The sequence below is a fragment of the Massilia norwichensis genome, from assembly GCF_024753245.1.
Lineage (GTDB): Bacteria > Pseudomonadota > Gammaproteobacteria > Burkholderiales > Burkholderiaceae_D > Telluria > Telluria norwichensis.
Genome location: NZ_JANUGX010000004.1, coordinates 182,681 through 199,812, shown reverse-complemented (window position 1 = coordinate 199,812; position 17,132 = coordinate 182,681). Strand labels below are relative to the sequence as shown.

The window sequence follows — 17,132 nt, the reverse complement described above, 5'->3', positions numbered from 1 at the left end:
TGAAGCGCTGCGCGTTCAGCGCATGCCGAGCTGGCGCAGGTGGGCCAGCTTGGCTTTATACAGGCTGCGCGTGTCCTGGCGCGTGCTGGTGTCGGCAGCCAGCGCCAGCTGCTCGCGTGCCTCGTCGGTCTCGCCGAGGCGCAGCAGGGTGGCCGCCAGCCAGAAATGGAATTCGTCGTAGTAGGGCGCGCGCTTCACTTCGCGCTCGAACAGCTTGCGCGCTTCCTGATAATCCCCGTTACGGTAGGCCGTCACGCCCTTGTCGAAGTAGTGGAAGGGCGGGATCGGCTCGATCCGGGCGACGCGCTGCGCGACCTCCTTCGCCTCCTCGGTTTTACCCAGCGTCAGCAGGACCGGCTGGAGATTGCGCAGCGCTGCGGCGTTCTCCGGTTCGCGCGTCAGCGCGGTGCGAAAGGCCCGCTCGGCCATGGCCAGATTGCCATGGCGTTCATAGATTACCCCCAAGGTGTTATACGCCAGCGCCGTGCGCGGATTGCTGCGCGTGGCTGCGCGCGCCCACCAGTAGGCATCGTCGAGCTTGCCCTGCACCAGGGCTTCGGCGGCGCGGTTGTTCTGGTACATCATGACGATGTCTTCTTCTTCCAGCGGCTGCGTATAACGCCTGTCGGCGCGCTGGTCGGGCAGGAAGTCGACCACCAGCGCGCGTTCCGGATCCGAACCGGACAAGAGATCGGGCAGGCGATACGCCAGCACCAGGTTGACGTGGCCGCTGAGCAGGTACAGGTCGCCGCTGCGGCTCCAGCTTTCGTCCAGCAGGACGTTCTGGTAGCGCACCGTCATGCCGAGTTCCTTGGCGAAGGCCGCCGTCATGATCACCAGCGACATGCAGTTGCCGGCACGGTCGCGGTAGGTCTCGGCGGCGTTGCGGGTGTAGGTGGCGTCGTAGTCGAGTTTCAGGCCGTTCCTGCTGCCGTTGTACAGGGCCTCGAGCAGGCCATGTTCCTTGCCGCGCGTGCGCAGCGTGCTCTGGAAGGCCGGGCTGTGCAGGTATTCGCGCATCGCCGGACTGAGGGTGAACACATCGCTGGTATCGACCGGCTTCGATGGTGGGCCGAAGGCGGCGTCGCTGTACAGGTCGGGGGTGGCGGGCAGTTGCGGTGTGCCGGCGCAGCCGCCCAGCAGTACCAGCAGGATCGCTACGAGGTGTCTCATCTGCTCCTCCGTCAGCCGCTCGACTTTTTTCTTTCAGTATCGGCCTGTGCGGGGGAGATGTAAAGACACGTTCGCGGGGAGGTTCAGTCCTCGTCGTGGAAGGCTTCGTGCAGTTCGTCGAGCAGTTCGGCGGTTTCTTCGTCCGACAGGCCGAGGTAGGCGCAGGCGCGCGCGCCGCCCTTGTTCCATTCGAGGGATTCGCCGTGGCCCTGGTATTTGCAGATCGCGCTTTCGGCCAGCAGCGACAGCGCCACCAGCGAGCGCAGCGGCCCCGCGGTATTGGCGTCGTCCAGCACGGCGTAGTCGTGGTGGTGCAGGATGGCCCAGGCGACGTGGTCGGACAGGCCCCAGTTACGCGCCAGCAGGCAGCCGATCGCCGCGTGCGAGGTCGCGTGGCGTTCTTCTTCCAGCGCCGTGAACGGCCGCTCGGCGTCGAGCGAGGCGGCGGCATGGGTGGCGGCGTAATCGGCGAAGCGCTCCATCAGCAGCGGTACGCCGGTGTCGCAGAACAGGCCGAAAGTGTGGGCCACGTCGGCCTCGCCGATGCGCATGCGGCGCGACAGGAAGACCATCGCCTGCGCGCGGCGCGTCGAGATGTCCCAGAAGCTGGCCAGGGCCGCGCTGTTGGCCGGAATCGCCTGGCGCGCCAGCAGGCCGGTCATCAGGGATGCCACCTGGTTAATGCCGAGGAAGAGGATCGCCTGTTCGATCGACTTGGCCTTGCGGCGTCCACCGTAGACCACCGAGTTGGCGAGTTTCAGCAGCGCGCCCGACATGCCGACGTCGCTGGCGACGATGCGGCCGATGGCGTCAAGGCTCGGATCGGGCGACGACAGTTCGCGCTGCAGGTCCGCCAGCAGGCTGGGACGGGGCGGGATGCGGATCGACTTGATCAGGGTGTCGACAGGATCCTCGGCGGCGCTCGGACGCGCCAGGGCGGATGCAGTACTCATGGCAGGGGAGGGGGAAACAATGCTGCACGGAAAGATGTGCAAAGCTCGTCACTATAAACGAGTGCAGCCCAAGTTGCACCAAAGTATTGATTTTGTGTAGTAAATCGGACAGTTGTCCTTGTCACATGTACCGCTGTCCGTGCGACTCGCCGGACGCAACCGTTATAAGATTGTTACATGTCTTCTACCATTCTTGCCGGTATCGATTTCCTTGCTCCTTCGCACCTGGTGGCGCGCCAGCTGATCGGCGTGACCGTGCTGTTCGACGGCGTCGGCGGCCGCATCGTCGAAACCGAAGCCTATGACGGCGAGGATCCGGCCTCGCACAGTTATTCCGGGCCCACCGAGCGCAATTTCGCCATGTTCGGCCCGCCCGCCCATGCCTATGTCTACCGTTCCTACGGCATCCACTGGTGCCTGAACTTCGTCTGCCGGGAAGAGGGACATGGCGCCGGGGTGCTGATCCGCGCGCTCGAACCGGTGACCGGGCTGGCGCAGATGCGCGAACGGCGCGGCACCACCGATGAATGGCTGCTGTGTTCCGGGCCGGGCAAGCTGACCCAGGCACTGGGGGTGACGCGGGCGCAGAACGGCACTTCGCTGGCGCAGCCGCCGTTCGAGCTGGCCGCTGCGCCGGCGGGCATCGAGGTGGTGAGCGGCCCCCGTATCGGTATCTCGAAGGCGATCGACGTACCGTGGCGCTTCGGCCTGAAGGGTTCGCGTTACGTCAGCAAACCCTTCCGCTGAGCGCCAGGCACCAGGGTTTACTTCTTGTAGATGCCGGCTTCGAGGGTGACGTCGCCGACCTTGTAGATATATGAGGTCTTGGCCTCGACCTTGCCGCTGGCCGGGTTCTTGAACTTGTAGTCGACCCAGCCCTTGCCCTTGGTCTTGGCGACATCGAGGATCTCGCGGCGGAACAGCTTGCCGTCGACGTCCGGCACGTCCAGCAGATCCTTGCCGACCATGGCCGGGTTGACCGGATTGGCCAGCACGACGCCCTTGTTGTCGCGCATGACCAGGTAGAGCGGGCCTTGCACGTATTCCGGATCCTTGGCATTGATCTGCTTGATCATTTCTTCCTTGCCCTTCGCCTTCATGAAGGCGGCGCCTTTTTCGACCAGGGCGATCGCATCTTTCTCGCTGGGTTCATTGGCAAAGGCAAAGCTGCAGACACTGGCCGCGGCGATCAGCAGGACGGTATGCCGGAAGCGATTCATAGTTTCCTCCAAAAAATTATTGACCAGAGGAACTGTACCGTCGTGTTGACGTGAGCTCTTGTGCGAACGCAAAGCCGCGCTGGTCTGCGACCGCGCAAGCAACAATTCGTGAGTATTGCTTTTCGGCCTCTAAAGTTGCGTGGTCGCAATTTTGGGCTTCTTCGTGGTCTTACCATGCTTTTTGTTTCCCAGCGGGAAGGACTTCCGTGCGAAACAAGTCTTCGCCTCTCTCTTGCGGGCATTCCCCCGCGCTTCCACTCACGTGAACATGAGGTAACCATGTATAAGATTGCAATAATCGGATTGGGCCCGCGCGGCCTGTCCGTGTTCGATCGCATCATTGCTTATGCCAGGAATGATGCGAGCGCCACCCCGCTCGCGCTGTACGTCTTCGATGGCAAGGAGTTCGGCCCGGGCTGCCACACCACCGACCAGGGTTCGCACCTGCTGGTGAATACGGTGGCGTGTCAGATGACCCAGTTTTCCGACGATACGGTGCGCGGCGGCGGCCCGCTGTTGTATGGACCTTCGTTCGCCGACTGGTTGAGCAGCAAGAGCGGCAGTGCGCCCGGCGCGCAGGCCGGCCATGTCGACATCGACCGCAACGGCTACTACTCGCGCGCCCTGTTCGGCGACTATCTGCGCTGGTGCTTCGAGTACGTGAAAAAGCTGGCGCCGCCGCACGTGACGATCTACCTGCACAACTTCTCCACAGTCGAAGACCTGGAGTACAAGGACGACGGCTGGCAGGTGTCCTATGACGGCCAGGCCTATCCGGCCGACTTCGTGTTCCTGACAACCGGCCACGCGCGCAAGATCCCGACCGAGTCCGAACGCGAGCTGACGCGCAAGGTGGACGCCGGGCGCGAACGCAATCCGCGCCTGCAACTGGTGCTGGAGCCTTACCCGATCCGCAATGCGGTGTCGGGCGTGACCGAGCGCGACACGGTCGCGATCGAAGGCATGGGCCTGACCACCTGCGATCTGGTGGCCCAGCTGACCACCGCGCGCGGCGGCGTGTTCGAATCCTGCGGCAAGATGGAGCCGGCCGGGCGCCTGCGCTACCGGCCCTCCGGCAAGGAGCCGCGCATCCTGCTGTATGCGCGTTCCGGGCTGCCGCTCACGGCGCGCGCAGTCAACCAGAAGGGCGTGTTCGGCCAGTACAAGGCGAAGTTCCTGACCCTCGCCAAGGTCGAAGAGCTGCGCGCCACCACTCCCGGCGGCCAGCTCGATTTCCAGCAGCAGATCATGCCGCTGCTGTGGTGCGACATGCAGTTCTCGTATTACTTCTCCTACCTGCACCAGCGCCACGACAGGCTCACCGCCCTGGTCTTCAGCAACGAGTTCCTGGCGGCGGAAAGCTTTGATGCGCGTCAGGCCCTGATCGACAAGTACGTGCCGCGCCGCGACCAGCTGTCCTGGGACGCCATGGTCCATCCGATCCCGGCGCGCGCGCTGCAGAGCCGGCGCCAGTACGACGACTGGCTGCGCGGCTTCATGTGGCGCGACTTCGAGCAGGCCCTGCTCGGCAACCTGAACAGCCCGGTGAAGTCGGCCTGCGACGTCCTGCGCGACGTGCGCGACGTGATCCGCAGCGCGATCGACTTTGCCGGCCTGACCGAGCAGTCGCACCGCTGGGTGCTGTCCGAATTCCTGCCGATCATGAACCGGCTCGCGGTCGGTCCGCCGAAGGAGCGTATCGCCCAGTGGCTGGCGCTGATCGACGCCGGCGTGGTGCGCGCCGACTTCGGCCCCGGTGCGCGCGCGGTGTACGACAAACAGGCCGCCAGCTTCGTGGTGCAAAGCCACTGGAGCGGCGAGAGCGAGCAGGCCAATGTGCTGGTGCGCGCCCGCGCGTCGCTGCCCGGCCCGCTGGAAGACAAGTCGCCGCTGATGCGCAAGATGGTCAAGCGCGGCATCGTCAAGCCCTTCATGAACGGCAGCTTCCATCCGGGCGGAATCGCGGTCGACCGCAGCATGAACGTGGTGGGTGCGGACGGCGCCGTGCAGGAATCGCTGTGGGCGCTCGGCACCCTGGTCGAAGGCTGCAAGTTCTACACCTTCGTGCTGCCGCGGCCGGGTGCGAATTCGACCAGCATGGTCGATGCCGGCCGCGCCGTCGGACGCATGATGGACGTGATCGCCCGGCGCAACGCGCACCGCGATGCGGCGCCGATCGTGGATGAGCCGCCCGGTGCCGTCGAAGCGCTCAGTGCCGTCGAACCGGTGGCGGCCTGCGCGATCGACACCTGGCCGCAGCAGGGCATCGCCCGCTTGCCGGCGAACGACCTCGCGGCCTGAGTCGATGAAAGCCTGGTGCAATTCTGCCGCCGGGTCCATTCCGGGCCTGTGCGGCATGGCGGCGACGCTGACCGGCGTCGGCATCGCACGCTTTGCCTACGTGGCGATCCTGCCGGTGCTGGTGCAGCAGGGCTGGTTCGGCCGCGAGGCTGCCGGCCACCTGGGCGCCGCCAACCTCGGCGGCTACCTGCTCGGCATCGGTCTGGCCGCGCTGCTGGCCCGCCGCTATGCGCCGGGCTGGCTGGTGCGCTGGGCCATGCTGCTGTGCGCGCTCAGCCTGTTCGCCTGCGCCTGGCGCGGCGGCGGCATGCCCTGGTTCCTGTTCTGGCGCGTGGTGGCCGGTGCCTGCGGCGCGATCCTGATGGTGCAGGCGCCGGTGCTGATCCTGCCGCGCGTGGCGGCGGAACGGCGCGGCCGCGTGGCGGGCCTGATCTTCTCCGGGGTCGGGCTGGGCATCGTCGCCGCCGCTACCGTGGTGCCCAGCCTGGCGACTTTCGGTCTGGTGCCGGCCTGGCTGGGACTGGGCGGGATCTGCGCGCTGTTGACGATCCTGTCCTGGAACCAATGGCCGGGTACGCCGGCGGGAACCCCGGCCTCGGCCGCCGCGCCGCAAGCCGGCCGGCGCGGCTGTTCGGGGCCGATCATGCTGCTGTGCCTGGCCTACACGCTGAACGCCATCGGCTACCTGCCGCATACGCTGTTCTGGGCCGACTACATCACGCGCGAGCTGCACCGGCCCCTGGCCGCCGCCGGCTTCTTCTGGGGCTGCTTCGGCCTGGGGGCGGCTTGCGGCCCCTACCTGACCGGGGTGCTGGCCGACCGCTACGGCCTGACCCGCACCCTGGGCCTGGGCTTTGCGCTGAAAGCGGTCGGCGTCGCCCTGCCGCTGGTGGCGACCGGCACCCCGGCCTTGCTGGTGTCGTCGGTGCTGGTCGGGTTCTTCTCGCCCGGGATCGTCGGCGCCGCGTCCAGCTACGCCCTCGAGATCGGCGGGGCGGCGCAGCATCGGCGCAACTGGACTGCGATGAACCTGTGCTTCTCGCTGGCCCAGGCCGGCGGCGCCAGCGCGATGGTCTCGCTGATGGCCGGCCGCAGCTCGTATGCGGTGCTGTTCTGGATCAGCGGCGCGGCGCTGGCGGTGTCCGCGCTGTGCGTGCCGGCCATCGCGCTGCTGCGCCGGCAGCAGGCGGCGCGCGGCGAGCTGGATGCGGTGACGGCCTGAATCCCGCTGCCCACGTGAAAACGGCGCCGATGGCGCCGTTTTTTTTTCGTCCCTGCCCGAGAACTCAGCCGCGGGCACTGCGCTGCCGTGCCGGACGCTCCTGCGTTTTGGCGGGCTGCGCACGCCGCGCGCCGCGCATCGGGCTGCCGGCGGCGCGCCGTTCGACGGGTTCGGCGAATTCCGGCTCCTCCTCGTCGACGGGCGCGGCGAGGGCAGGGAAGGCCGTGGTGTCGCTGTCCTCTTCCCGGGTATCCATTCCCTCGATCTTGAAGATCGATACCGCACGCGCCAGGTTGACGGTCTGCTCGTGCAGGCTGGCCGCCGCCGCTGCCGCTTCCTCGACCAGGGCCGCGTTCTGCTGGGTCATGTCGTCCATCTGGCCGACCGCGCGATTGACTTCGCCGATGCCTTCGGCCTGCTCGTCGCTGGCGGTGCTGATGCGGTTGATGATGTCGTTTACCTGCTGCACCGAGGTCACCACGCTGCCCATGCTGGATCCGGCCTCGTTGACCGAAGCGCTGCCGTTGTCGATGATCGCCACCGAATCGGCAATCAGGGCCTTGATCTCCTTGGCCGCCGAGGCCGAGCGCTGGGCCAGCGTGCGCACCTCGGCCGCGACCACCGCGAAGCCGCGTCCCTGCTCGCCGGCGCGCGCGGCTTCCACCGCCGCGTTCAGCGCCAGCAGGTTGGTCTGGAAGGAGATGCCGTCGATGACGCCGATGATCTCGACGATCTTGCGCGAGCTGGCCCGGATCGATTCCATCGTGGTGACCGCGCGGTCCACCGCCTGGCCGCCGCTGGACGCCAGCTTGCTGGCCTCGGCGGCAAGACCGGTCGCCAGGCGCGCGTTCTCGGCGTTCTTCTTGACCGCCTGGGTCAGGGCTTCCATCGCACTGGCCGTTTCTTCGAGCGAGCTGGCCTGCATTTCGGTGCGCGCCGACAGATCCAGGTTGCCGCTGGCGATTTCCTTGGATGCGGTGTCGATCGAGCGTACCGAATCCAGGACGCTGCGCAGGGTGACGTTCAGGGTGGCGATCGTGTGGTCGAGCGCGCGCGAGGTCTCGGCGATCTCGTCGCGGCCATCGTTGGTGGTGCCGCCGGTCAGGCGTCCGTCGGCGAGGTCGCCGACCACCGTCGAGATGTCGTGGATGTCCTTCAGCATGGCGCGCCGCACCAGCATCGTCACCACCAGCGACAGCACGATCGACAGCACCACCAGCGCCGCCATGCTCAGGCCGAGGTTATGGAACTCGGACTTGGCGGCGGCATAGGCATGCCCGCTCAGGTCGCGCTCCAGCGTCGCCAGCTCGGCCAGGTTGGCATTCAGGACCAGGAAGCGCTTCTCCGCGGTCTGCATCGCGCCGATGGCCGTCGACTGGTCGAGTTGGGCCAGGTCGATGCATTCGTTGACGCTCTTGTGATAAGCCGCCAGCGCCGCGATCGAGGCCTCGATCAGTTTGCGCTCCGCGGGCTCGGTCACCTTGGACAGCTCGGCGAGCCGGGTCTGGATCGCCTCGTGCTTCTTGCCGATGTCGGCGATCATGGCCTTGATGCGGTCCTGGGCGAAGTTGCCCGCCATCGATGCCAGCAGCTGGTAGATGCCGGCATGCGCGTACTTGGCATCGCCGGCGATGTCGGCGGCGGCCTGCAGGCGCGCGGTCCGCACCTGCACCATGTTCTCCAGCGAGGCGTTCTGGCGCACCATGCCATAGTAGGCCGCACCCGACAGCAGCAGCAACAGCAGCAGCACCAGCGATGGCGCCAGCAGCAGTTTGGGACCGATCCTCAATTTTTTCAGCATGGGACTTCTCCTGGAAATGAAATGACTTACCTGGTGCCGATACCCGATTCCAGCACCACGTTGCCGACCCTGGCGATGTAATCGCGCCTGGGTTCGGGGTGGCCGTCGGCCGGGTTCTTGTACGTGTAAGCGACCCAGCCCTTGCCTTCGGTCGCCGCCAGTTCGATGATGTCGCGCCGGTACTTCCTGCCGTTCGCATCGGGCACCTCGAGCAGGTCCTGGCCGACCAGCCAGCGGTGCACCGGATGCGCAAGGACGATGCCGGTCCGGGCATCGCGCATATGGAGGTACAACTGGCCGCGGTAGAACTTCGGATCCCTGGCATTGATGCGCCGGATGAGTTCAGCCTTGCCGTGCAGGCGCAGGAAAGCGGCGCCTTGTTCGACCAGGGCCACCGCATCCTGCGCGGCCGGCTCGGCGGCAGGGCTGGCGGCGGCGACAAGGGCGAGACCGAGGGCGGCAAACTGCGGTTTCACGGTACTTCTTCCTCCACAGGCGACGCAGCGCAAAAGTTTCTTAGATGCATTGATTACAGTACGCCGGGCCCGGCGGTACGAATTTGCGTTGCCGCAAGAAGTGGCGCCGGCGACCCGCCTGGGCAGGGTCCGGTAAAATGGACGGTTCCCAAGCACATCCAGAGGTAGAAGACTATGAGGTTAGTTCGTTACGGCCGCCCCGGTAAGGAAAAGCCAGGCATGTTCGACGAGGAAGGGCGCCTGCGTTCGCTGGCCGGCGTGATCGACGACATCGACGCCTCGGTGCTGTCCGAAAAAGCGCTGCGCAAGCTCGCCAAGATCGACTGGAAGAGCCTGCCCATCGTGCGCGGCGAGCCGCGTTTCGGCGTGCCGCTCAAGGGCGTCGGCAAGTTCATCGGCATCGGCATGAACTACTCGGACCACGCGGCCGAAGTAGGCGCGCCGATCCCGAAAGAACCGATCATGTTCATGAAGGCGACCAGCTGCCTGTCCGGCCCGGACGACCCGATCCAGCTGCCGCAAGGCTCGAAGAAGACCGACTGGGAAGTCGAGCTGGGCGTCGTGATCGGCACCCGCGCGCAGTACGTCAGCGAAGAAGACGCGCTGAAGTACGTGGCCGGCTACTGCGTGGTCAACGACGTTTCCGAACGCGCCTTCCAGTTCGAGATGGGTTCGCAGTGGGATAAAGGCAAAGGCTGCGACACCTTCGGTCCGGTCGGCCCCTTCCTGGTGACCAAGGACGAGATCTTCGACGTGCAGGACCTCGACCTCTACCTGGAGCTGAACGGCAAGCGGATGCAGACCGGGAATACCTCGAACATGATCTTCACGGTGGCGCAGATCGTCAGCTACCTGTCGCGCTTCATGACCCTGGAACCGGGCGACATCATCAGCACCGGCACGCCGCCGGGCGTGGGCCTGGGCCGCACGCCGCAGCGTTTCCTGAAGAAGGGGGACAAACTGCGTCTGGGGATTGCGGGGCTGGGCGAGCAGCAGTCCGAGGTGGTGGCGTTTCCGAAGTAAGGCACTTGGGTTCCCGCCTCCGCGGGAAGTCGTTTCCGGCAGTGCCGGGAACGACGTCAGGTAACTTCCCGGATCGCGGCCCTGAGGGCATCGTCGAGCCGGGTCACGATCTCCGACAACTCCATCGCGCTGACGATGAAGGGCGGCGCCAGCAGCACGTGATCGCCGCGGCAGCCGTCGATGGTGCCGCCCGCCGCATACACCATCAGTCCGCGCTCCATCGCCTTGGCCTTGACCAGCGCGTGCAGCTTCAGCTCTGGCGCGAAGGGCTCGCGGCTGGCGCGGTCGCGCACCAGTTCCAGCCCGAGGAACAGGCCGCGTCCGCGGATGTCGCCGACGTGCGGGTGCGCGCAGAACACATCGCCCAGCATGCGGCGCAGGGTGGCGCCGCGCTTTTTGACCTGCTCCAGCAGATCGTCCCGTTCCATCACCTGCAGTACCGCCAGCGCGGCCGCTGCCGCCACCGGGTGGCTGGTATAGGTGTGGCGCTGCAGGAGGGCGCCGCCGCCGCGTTGCAGGCGCTCGACCACCGCGCCGTTGACCAGCACCGCGCCGATCGGCTGGTAACCCGCGCCCAGCCCCTTGCCGACCGCGATCAGGTCCGGCGCCACGCCGTCGTGCTCGATCGCGAACAGGGTGCCGGTGCGCCCCATGCCGCACATGACTTCGTCGGCGATGAACAGGATGCCGTACTTGTCGCACAGCGTACGCACGCCGCGGAAGTAACCGGGCGTCGGCGGGATCGCGCCGCCGGTCGCACCCACCACGGGTTCGGCGCAAAAGCCCAGCACGCGTTCCGGCCCCGCACGCAGGATTTCCGCTTCCAGTTCGTCCAGCAGCATGGCGGTGTACTGTTCGATACTCTGGCCTTCCTCGCGGTAGCGGTACTCGTAACAGGGCGAGATGCGGTGCCCGGCATTGTCGCCCACCGCCAGCGCACCGAACGTGTGGCCGTGGCAGCTCTGGCGGCGCGTGATGAACAGCGTGCGCTGCGCCTCGTCGCCCTCGACGAAGTACTGGCGCGCCAGCTTGAGCGCAGTCTCCATCGCCTCCGATCCGCCCGCCACCAGACAGACCCCGCCGATGCCGGCCGGCGCCTGCGCCACCAGCCGCTGCGCCAGCTCCTCGGCCGCGGCGGTGGTGAAGAAGCCGGTGTGGGCATAGGCGCAGGCATCGACCTGGGCATGCATGGCGGCGATCACGTCCGGATGGCCATGGCCGAGCGAAGACACGGCCGCGCCGCTGCTGGCGTCGATATAGGTTTTGCCCTGGCTGTCGTGGAGGTAGATGCCTTCGCCCCCGATCGCCACGGGCGGCGTCTGGCGCAGGCTGCGGTGAAGGATGCGGCTCATGGGAATCCCCTTCAAAAGTTGTCGCTCGACAATAATCGGACTCCACCGGGATTCTTTTGATTTTTGCCGGGAGGCATGCGAATATTTCTCGCATGACAGATCGACTACCTTCCCTCTCGCCCGACCAATGGACCGATGCCCAGCGCGAGGCGGCTGCGGCGATCGTCAATGGTCCGCGCGGCGCCCTCTACGGCCCCTTCGTGCCGCTGCTGCATAGTCCCGAATTGATGGGCCACGCCCAGCGCCTCGGCGAATACCTGCGCTACCGCAGCGCCATCGGCACGCGCCTGACGGAACTGGCGATCCTGGTCACCGCACGCGCATGGAACCAGCAGGTCGAGTGGGCGATCCACGCGCCGATCGCGCAGCAGGCGGGCATCGCGCCGGCGGTGATCGAGGCGATCGCGCAGCGCCGGCAGCCGCAGGGAATGCCGGCCGACGAAGCAGCGGTGCATGACTTCTGTATCGAGCTGCAGCGCGACAAACGGGTGTCCGATCGCGTGTACGGCGCGGCGCTGGCGCTGTTCGGCGAGCAGGGCGTGGTCGATTTGATGGGCGTGAACGGCTACTACACCTTCCTGGCGATGGTGATGAACGCGGCGCAGACGGCGGTACCGGCGTCGAGCGCCGCGCCGCTGCCGGAATAGTTCATCGGCGCGGGGCCGCGCTCGTCGGCGTTGGAGCGGCCTTCGTCGCGTGCCTTCCCACGGTACACCGGCAGTCGGCAAAGTAGAGGTGCCTCACAGCCCTCAACCAACGGAGACAACAGATGAAGCCTCATTACGTACTCGCCGCCGCCATCGCCGCCACCTCGGTCCTGGCCCTGGCCGCCGCGCCCGAACCGCTGCCGGCGCCGTGGCAGCTGGCCGGCAAGGACCCGAAAAAATTCACGGCCGGCGTCGACCAGGCGGATGGCGTCAAGGGCGCCAAGTTCATCGACAATACCAGCGGCGACGACAAAGCCTGGGGCGCACTCACGCAGGCGATCTCCGCCCAGAATTACGTCGGCCAGCGGGTCCGCTTCCGTGCCCGCGTGCGCACCCAGGACGTGAGCGGCTGGGCCGGCTTGTGGATGCGCGTCGACACCCATTCGCGCCAGCAGGCCGCCTTCTATAACAGCCAGGACAAGCCGATCAAGGGCACAAGCGACTGGCAGGAACGCAGCGTGGTGCTGGATGTGCCGCAGGATGCAGCCATGATCGTGTTCGGCGTGATCGATAGCGGCAAGGGCCGCGTATGGATCGACCAGCTTGCGCTCGAAACCGTCGGCCAGGACGTGCCGGTCGACAGCCTGCAGGCGCGCCCGCCGCTGGCGACCGCACCGACCCTGTGAGGCGCCGATGAAACCACAACATGTGCTTGCCGCCGTGGCCATCGCCGCTGCGCCGGTGCTGGCGCTGGCGGCCGCACCGGAACCGCTGCCGGCCGCGTGGATGCTGACCGGCCAGAGCCCGCAGAAATTCGTCGCCGGCATCGACCAGGACCCGGGCGCCAGGGGCGCCAAGTTCCTGCGCAACCAGGCCGGGGATGCGAATGCCTGGGCGGCCCTGGCGCAGCAGTTCTCGGCGCAGAACTACCTCGGCCTGCGGGTGCGCTTCCGCGCCGCCCTGAAGACCCAGGACGTGAGCGGCTGGGCCGGGCTGTGGATGCGGGCCGATAACCGGGCCGGCCGCACCATCGCCTTCTACAACAGCGCCGACAAGCCGATCCGCGGCAGCACCGACTGGCAGGAGCGCAGCGTGGTGCTGGACATCCCGGCGGACGCCGCGACCATTACCATTGGCGTGATCTGCAACGGCAAAGGCCAGGTCTGGATCGACCGCCTGGGCTTCGAGCCGGTCGGCCAGGACGTGCCGGTCGACGTTCTGCCGCCCGACCGGGTGCTGCTGGCGGTGCCCGTCCTGTGAGCGGGCGCGACCATGTCGCCGCTGCCAGCGTGCGGCGCCTGTACGGCTGCAGCGCGCGCCAGGGCTTGTGCAGCCTGGCCGTGCTGTGCGTGTTCGTGGCCGGCGCCGCCTGGCTGCGGCGCTACGCCCTGATCGGCCTGTTCGCGGCGGTCCTCGCGCCGATGCTGCTGGCCTGCGCGGTCCTGCTGCTGGGCGCACGCGTCCGGGGCATCCGCTTCGGTTGGATCGCCGCGTGGAGTGCGCTGCAACTGGCCGAACTGCGCCACGCGGTGCTGGCGGCCGAGTTGAAGGCCCTGCAGGCCCAGATCGAACCGCATTTTTTGTATAACACCCTCGCCAATACCCGCTACCTCGCGCGCCAGGATCCGGAGCGCGCCGCGCAGATGCTGGAGCACCTGATCGCCTACCTGCACAGCGCCCTGCCGGACATGCGCAGCCGCGATTCCACGCTCGGGCGCGAATTCGACCTGGCCGGCCATTATCTGGCGCTGATGGCGATCCGTTTCGGCCCGCGGCTCCAGTACAGTCTCGATTGCCCGCCGGCGCTGGCCGGCATGCCGGTGCCGCCGCTGCTGCTCATGACGCTGGTGGAAAACGCGGTCAAGCACGGCGTCGAACGCAAGCCGGGGCCAGTCCGGGTGACGCTCGATGCCCAGCATGCCGGCGCAGCGGTGACGGTCACCGTCGGCGACGATGGGGCAGGGCTCGACGCGGCAGTGCCGGGCAGCGGCGTCGGCCTGCACAACCTGCGCCAGCGCCTGGCGGCGCTGTACGGCGGCCGCGCGGGATTCAGCCTGGCCCGCACGGCAGCCGGCGTGACCAAGGCCGTGCTGACCTTGCCGCTGGTGGAGACGAGCGTGGAGATGACGGCATGAGCGCGCCCTGCATCCTGGTCGCGGACGACGAACCGCTGCTGCGCGCGGAACTGTGCGAAGCGCTGGCGCGGCTGTGGCCGGAGGCCCGCATCGTCGAGGCGGAAGACGGCATCGAGGCGCTGCGCCTGGCGCGCGAGATGGCGCCCCAGGTGGCCTTTCTCGACATCCGCATGCCCGGCCTGGATGGCCTGGAACTGGCGCGCGTGTTCCAGGCCCGCACCCATGTCGTGTTCGTGACGGCCTTCGGCGAGCATGCGCTGCAGGCCTTCGATGAAGGGGCGGTGGATTACGTGATGAAGCCCGTGAGCATGGAGCGCCGGGCGCGGGCGGTGGAGCGGGCCCGCGCGCGCATCGCCGGGATGCCGGCGCCGGCTGCCGGGCCGGTATCGCAGGCCAGGGCGCAGCCGCCGGCCTGGCTGCAGGCCACGGTCGGCAACACGATCCACTTCATCGACCTGGCCGACGTGGTGTACTTCTGCGCCGACGCCAAGTACACGCGGGTAGTGACGGATGCGATGGAAGCGCATATCCGCCTGAGCCTGAAGGAGCTGACGGAATCGCTGGATGGCGCGGCGTTCTGGCAGATCCACCGCGGCTACATGGTGGCCGTCAAGCGTATCGCCGCGGCGGCGCGCGCCGAGGATGGGACTTTATGGGTGCAGTTGCGCGGGCACGGTGCCAGGCTGCCGGTCAGCCAGCGTTTCCAGCACCTGTTCCGCGGGATTTGATCAGGCCAGCGCTTCTTTCGCCGCCTGCTCGGGCGTCAACTCATCGTAGAACATATCGGTGAACCACTCGACGTTCTCTTCGATGTGTTCCTGCGCCTGCTTCTGGGTGGCGCCGCCGGCCACCAGATGCCCTTCAACCTCGATGCACCAGTTAATCAGTGCCATGGTCTCTTCGTCGAGTTCTTCCTTCTTCGCCATCGCTTACCCCAGTACTTTCTTGAAGAAGGCCGACATCGCCTGGACCTCTTCGAGGCACACCGAGTGCTGCATCGCGTACTCGTGCCACTCGACCTGGTAGCCCAGCGAGACCAGCAGGTCGCGCGATTGCTCGGCGCGGTTGAACGGCACCACGTTGTCGTGGCGGCCGTGGGCCATGAAGATCGGCGTCTGCAGGCTTTCCTGGGTGCGCTCCATGCCCAGCTTGGCCGACAGCGGCACGTAGCCCGACAGGCAGATCATGCCCGCCAGCGGCTCCGGATGGCGCAGGCCGGCCTGGATGGTCATCGCGCAGCCCTGCGAGAAGCCGGCCAGGACGATGCGCGAGGCCGGGATGCCGCGCGCCTTTTCGCGTGCGATGAAGGCTTCGACTTCGAGCTGCGAAGCGCGCAGGCCGTTCTCGTCTTCGCGGCGCGTCAGTTCGGCGCCGGTGATGTCGTACCAGGCGCGCATCACGTAGCCGCCGTTGACGGTGACCGGAATGCGGCGCGCGTGCGGGAAGATGAAGCGGATGCCGGGCAGGCCGGCCAGGTCCAGCTCGCGCACGATGGGCACGAAGTCGTTGCCGTCGGCGCCCAGGCCGTGCAGCCAGATGACGGAGATTTCCGGATTATCGCCGGTGTCGATCGTGACGTGTTCGAGCAGCTCGCTCATGCGTGCATCCTTATTTTTTCTTGGGTCGCCAGGCGACGCAAGTATCCGGGTTGGTGTCGCTGAACGGGCCGCCGATCAGGTCGATGCAGTAGGGGACCGCGGCAAAGATGCCATTCACGATGGTCTTGCCGTCGCCATCCTTCAGGCCCTCGAGGGTTTCCTTGATCGACTTCGGCTGGCCCGGCAGGTTCATGACCAGGGCAGCGTGGTCCGGCGTCTCGCGGATCACCGCGACCTGGCGCGACAGGATCGCGGTCGGCACGAAGTGCAGGCTGACCTGGCGCATCTGCTCACCGAAGCCCGGCATCTCCTTGGTGCCGATGGCGAGCGTCGCCTCGGGGGTGACGTCGCGTCGCGCCGGGCCGGTGCCGCCGGTGGTCAGCACCAGGTGGCAGCGGACTTCGTCGACCAGCTCGATCAGCGTGCTTTCGATCTCGTCGCGGTCATCGGGAATCAGGCGGGTCTCGATGCGGAACGGGGTGGTCAGCGTCTTCTGCAGCCACTCCTGCAGGGCCGGAATGCCCTTGTCCTCATAGATGCCGCCGCTGGCACGGTCCGAGACCGAGACCAGGCCAATCACCAGTTCGTGTACCTTATTCTCCAGACTCATCGTCGGTGTCCTCGCCTTCTTCCTGGTCGGGGGCGGCGGCTTTCGCCGGCTTGGCCAGATCCTTCAGGATCTGGAAGATCTCGCGGTAGGCCTTGGGCGGCTTGTTTTCAGCCTGCTCCTTGCGGGCATTGCGGATCAGGGTGCGCAGGTGCTGCACGTCCAGCTGCGGATGCTCTTCCAGCAGCTGGGTGAGCGCCTTGTCGTCGGCCAGCAGCTTCTCGCGGCGGCGCTCCAGCGCGTGCAGCGCGGCCGCTTCGGCCTTCGAAGTGCCCTTCCAGCTTTCGATGGTGCGGCGGATGACGTCGACTTCCTCTTCGTCCAGCGTGCGCATCAGTTTACCGACGAACTGCAGCTGGCGGCGCCGGCCTTCGTGGTTGGTGATGGTCTGGCAGGTGAGGATGGCGTCCTTGACTTCGTCCGGCATCGGCACGCGCTTGACACGGTCGCGCGGCGCCTCGATGAGCGTTTCGCCGAGCTTCTGCAACTCGTTACTCTGCCGTTTCAGTTCGGACTTGGAGGGGCGTTCGTATTCCTGGTCGAACTCGTCGGAGCGGAAGCCGACAGCGCCGCGGTTTGCATTTGGCATGATGATCTAGATTCGCCAAGCGCACGGCTTGACGG

Annotated in this window: 19 protein-coding genes; 9 read left to right on the top strand and 10 right to left on the bottom strand. The window is 66.9% G+C overall.

Annotated elements, in window-relative coordinates; genetic code table 11:
- Positions 1-15: 15 nt before the first annotated feature.
- Both NX782_RS05490 and NX782_RS05485 read right to left on the bottom strand, forming a co-directional pair.
- Positions 16-1,173 (bottom strand): tetratricopeptide repeat protein, encoded by a 1,158-nt coding sequence (locus NX782_RS05490; protein WP_258844404.1) that lies wholly within the window; start codon positions 1,171-1,173, stop codon positions 16-18.
- Positions 1,174-1,256: 83 nt separating this feature from the next.
- A complete protein-coding gene (locus NX782_RS05485; RefSeq protein ID WP_258844403.1) occupies positions 1,257-2,126 on the bottom strand; it encodes an HDOD domain-containing protein in 870 nt (289 codons plus the stop codon).
- Positions 2,127-2,303: 177 nt separating this feature from the next.
- Between NX782_RS05485 and NX782_RS05480 the strand changes: the two genes are divergently transcribed.
- A complete protein-coding gene (locus NX782_RS05480) occupies positions 2,304-2,873 on the top strand; it encodes a DNA-3-methyladenine glycosylase (RefSeq protein WP_258844402.1) in 570 nt (189 codons plus the stop codon).
- Positions 2,874-2,890: 17 nt separating this feature from the next.
- On the opposite strand, the gene NX782_RS05475 is transcribed toward NX782_RS05480, so the two are convergent.
- Positions 2,891-3,346, bottom strand: a complete 456-nt coding sequence (locus NX782_RS05475) for a cache domain-containing protein (protein WP_258844401.1) — start codon at positions 3,344-3,346, stop codon at positions 2,891-2,893.
- A gap of 279 nt (positions 3,347-3,625) precedes the next feature.
- Between NX782_RS05475 and NX782_RS05470 the strand changes: the two genes are divergently transcribed.
- Both NX782_RS05470 and NX782_RS05465 read left to right on the top strand, forming a co-directional pair.
- The gene (locus NX782_RS05470; RefSeq protein WP_258844400.1) at positions 3,626-5,647 is read left to right on the top strand and encodes an FAD/NAD(P)-binding protein; all 2,022 of its coding nucleotides are present in this window, start codon (positions 3,626-3,628) and stop codon (positions 5,645-5,647) included.
- A gap of 4 nt (positions 5,648-5,651) precedes the next feature.
- Complete coding sequence (locus NX782_RS05465; RefSeq protein ID WP_258844399.1) at positions 5,652-6,869, top strand: YbfB/YjiJ family MFS transporter; 1,218 nt, start codon at positions 5,652-5,654, stop codon at positions 6,867-6,869.
- A 64-nt stretch (positions 6,870-6,933) separates the two neighbouring features.
- On the opposite strand, the gene NX782_RS05460 is transcribed toward NX782_RS05465, so the two are convergent.
- Positions 6,934-8,670, bottom strand: coding sequence for a methyl-accepting chemotaxis protein (locus NX782_RS05460; RefSeq protein WP_258844398.1), 1,737 nt, complete (start codon positions 8,668-8,670; stop codon positions 6,934-6,936).
- Between the two features lie 26 nt (positions 8,671-8,696).
- Positions 8,697-9,146 carry a cache domain-containing protein gene (locus NX782_RS05455; protein WP_258844397.1) on the bottom strand — a complete coding sequence of 150 codons (450 nt, stop codon included), beginning with the start codon at positions 9,144-9,146 and terminating at the stop codon, positions 8,697-8,699.
- 174 nt (positions 9,147-9,320) lie between these two features.
- Between NX782_RS05455 and NX782_RS05450 the strand changes: the two genes are divergently transcribed.
- Positions 9,321-10,169 carry a fumarylacetoacetate hydrolase family protein gene (locus NX782_RS05450; protein WP_258844396.1) on the top strand — a complete coding sequence of 283 codons (849 nt, stop codon included), beginning with the start codon at positions 9,321-9,323 and terminating at the stop codon, positions 10,167-10,169.
- 56 nt (positions 10,170-10,225) lie between these two features.
- Here the strand turns inward: NX782_RS05450 and NX782_RS05445 are convergent, their stop codons facing one another.
- Positions 10,226-11,527 (bottom strand): aspartate aminotransferase family protein, encoded by a 1,302-nt coding sequence (locus NX782_RS05445; protein ID WP_258844479.1) that lies wholly within the window; start codon positions 11,525-11,527, stop codon positions 10,226-10,228.
- Positions 11,528-11,613: 86 nt separating this feature from the next.
- Here NX782_RS05445 and NX782_RS05440 point away from each other — a divergent pair, with 86 nt between their 5' ends.
- From NX782_RS05440 to NX782_RS05420, 5 genes are all read left to right on the top strand, one after another.
- Positions 11,614-12,168 (top strand): carboxymuconolactone decarboxylase family protein, encoded by a 555-nt coding sequence (locus NX782_RS05440; protein ID WP_258844395.1) that lies wholly within the window; start codon positions 11,614-11,616, stop codon positions 12,166-12,168.
- A 122-nt stretch (positions 12,169-12,290) separates the two neighbouring features.
- Positions 12,291-12,854, top strand: coding sequence for a transcriptional regulator (locus NX782_RS05435; protein ID WP_258844394.1), 564 nt, complete (start codon positions 12,291-12,293; stop codon positions 12,852-12,854).
- A gap of 7 nt (positions 12,855-12,861) precedes the next feature.
- On the top strand, positions 12,862-13,428 hold the full coding sequence (locus NX782_RS05430; RefSeq protein WP_258844393.1) for a transcriptional regulator: 567 nt from the start codon (positions 12,862-12,864) through the stop codon (positions 13,426-13,428).
- Positions 13,425-14,303 carry a sensor histidine kinase gene (locus NX782_RS05425; RefSeq protein WP_258844392.1) on the top strand — a complete coding sequence of 293 codons (879 nt, stop codon included), beginning with the start codon at positions 13,425-13,427 and terminating at the stop codon, positions 14,301-14,303. The genes NX782_RS05430 and NX782_RS05425 overlap by 4 nt, the downstream gene beginning before the upstream one ends.
- A complete protein-coding gene (locus tag NX782_RS05420; RefSeq protein WP_258844391.1) occupies positions 14,300-15,031 on the top strand; it encodes a LytR/AlgR family response regulator transcription factor in 732 nt (243 codons plus the stop codon). Before NX782_RS05425 ends, NX782_RS05420 begins: the two co-directional genes overlap by 4 nt.
- On the opposite strand, the gene NX782_RS05415 is transcribed toward NX782_RS05420, so the two are convergent.
- The 4 genes from NX782_RS05415 to yjgA are packed head-to-tail and all read right to left on the bottom strand — an operon-like array spanning position 15,032 to position 17,097.
- Positions 15,032-15,229: a hypothetical protein gene (locus NX782_RS05415; RefSeq protein WP_258844390.1), complete on the bottom strand. Its 198-nt coding sequence runs from the start codon at positions 15,227-15,229 to the stop codon at positions 15,032-15,034.
- A gap of 3 nt (positions 15,230-15,232) precedes the next feature.
- Positions 15,233-15,901, bottom strand: a complete 669-nt coding sequence (locus NX782_RS05410; protein WP_258844389.1) for an alpha/beta hydrolase — start codon at positions 15,899-15,901, stop codon at positions 15,233-15,235.
- Between the two features lie 10 nt (positions 15,902-15,911).
- On the bottom strand, positions 15,912-16,511 hold the full coding sequence (mog, locus tag NX782_RS05405) for a molybdopterin adenylyltransferase (protein ID WP_258844388.1): 600 nt from the start codon (positions 16,509-16,511) through the stop codon (positions 15,912-15,914).
- The gene (yjgA, locus tag NX782_RS05400; RefSeq protein WP_258844387.1) at positions 16,495-17,097 is read right to left on the bottom strand and encodes a ribosome biogenesis factor YjgA; all 603 of its coding nucleotides are present in this window, start codon (positions 17,095-17,097) and stop codon (positions 16,495-16,497) included. The genes mog and yjgA overlap by 17 nt, the downstream gene beginning before the upstream one ends.
- Positions 17,098-17,132: the final 35 nt, after the last annotated feature.

Coding starts and splice junctions, on each gene's coding strand:
- NX782_RS05480 (WP_258844402.1), top strand. CDS start 2,304: ATGTCTTCTACCATTCTTGCCGGTATCGATTTCCTTGCTCCTTCGCAC.
- mog (WP_258844388.1), bottom strand. CDS start 16,511: ATGAGTCTGGAGAATAAGGTACACGAACTGGTGATTGGCCTGGTCTCG.
- NX782_RS05490 (WP_258844404.1), bottom strand. CDS start 1,173: ATGAGACACCTCGTAGCGATCCTGCTGGTACTGCTGGGCGGCTGCGCC.
- NX782_RS05470 (WP_258844400.1), top strand. CDS start 3,626: ATGTATAAGATTGCAATAATCGGATTGGGCCCGCGCGGCCTGTCCGTG.
- NX782_RS05410 (WP_258844389.1), bottom strand. CDS start 15,901: ATGAGCGAGCTGCTCGAACACGTCACGATCGACACCGGCGATAATCCG.
- NX782_RS05460 (WP_258844398.1), bottom strand. CDS start 8,670: ATGCTGAAAAAATTGAGGATCGGTCCCAAACTGCTGCTGGCGCCATCG.
- NX782_RS05420 (WP_258844391.1), top strand. CDS start 14,300: ATGAGCGCGCCCTGCATCCTGGTCGCGGACGACGAACCGCTGCTGCGC.
- NX782_RS05450 (WP_258844396.1), top strand. CDS start 9,321: ATGAGGTTAGTTCGTTACGGCCGCCCCGGTAAGGAAAAGCCAGGCATG.
- NX782_RS05485 (WP_258844403.1), bottom strand. CDS start 2,126: ATGAGTACTGCATCCGCCCTGGCGCGTCCGAGCGCCGCCGAGGATCCT.
- NX782_RS05435 (WP_258844394.1), top strand. CDS start 12,291: ATGAAGCCTCATTACGTACTCGCCGCCGCCATCGCCGCCACCTCGGTC.
- yjgA (WP_258844387.1), bottom strand. CDS start 17,097: ATGCCAAATGCAAACCGCGGCGCTGTCGGCTTCCGCTCCGACGAGTTC.
- NX782_RS05440 (WP_258844395.1), top strand. CDS start 11,614: ATGACAGATCGACTACCTTCCCTCTCGCCCGACCAATGGACCGATGCC.
- NX782_RS05415 (WP_258844390.1), bottom strand. CDS start 15,229: ATGGCGAAGAAGGAAGAACTCGACGAAGAGACCATGGCACTGATTAAC.
- NX782_RS05475 (WP_258844401.1), bottom strand. CDS start 3,346: ATGAATCGCTTCCGGCATACCGTCCTGCTGATCGCCGCGGCCAGTGTC.
- NX782_RS05465 (WP_258844399.1), top strand. CDS start 5,652: ATGAAAGCCTGGTGCAATTCTGCCGCCGGGTCCATTCCGGGCCTGTGC.
- NX782_RS05430 (WP_258844393.1), top strand. CDS start 12,862: ATGAAACCACAACATGTGCTTGCCGCCGTGGCCATCGCCGCTGCGCCG.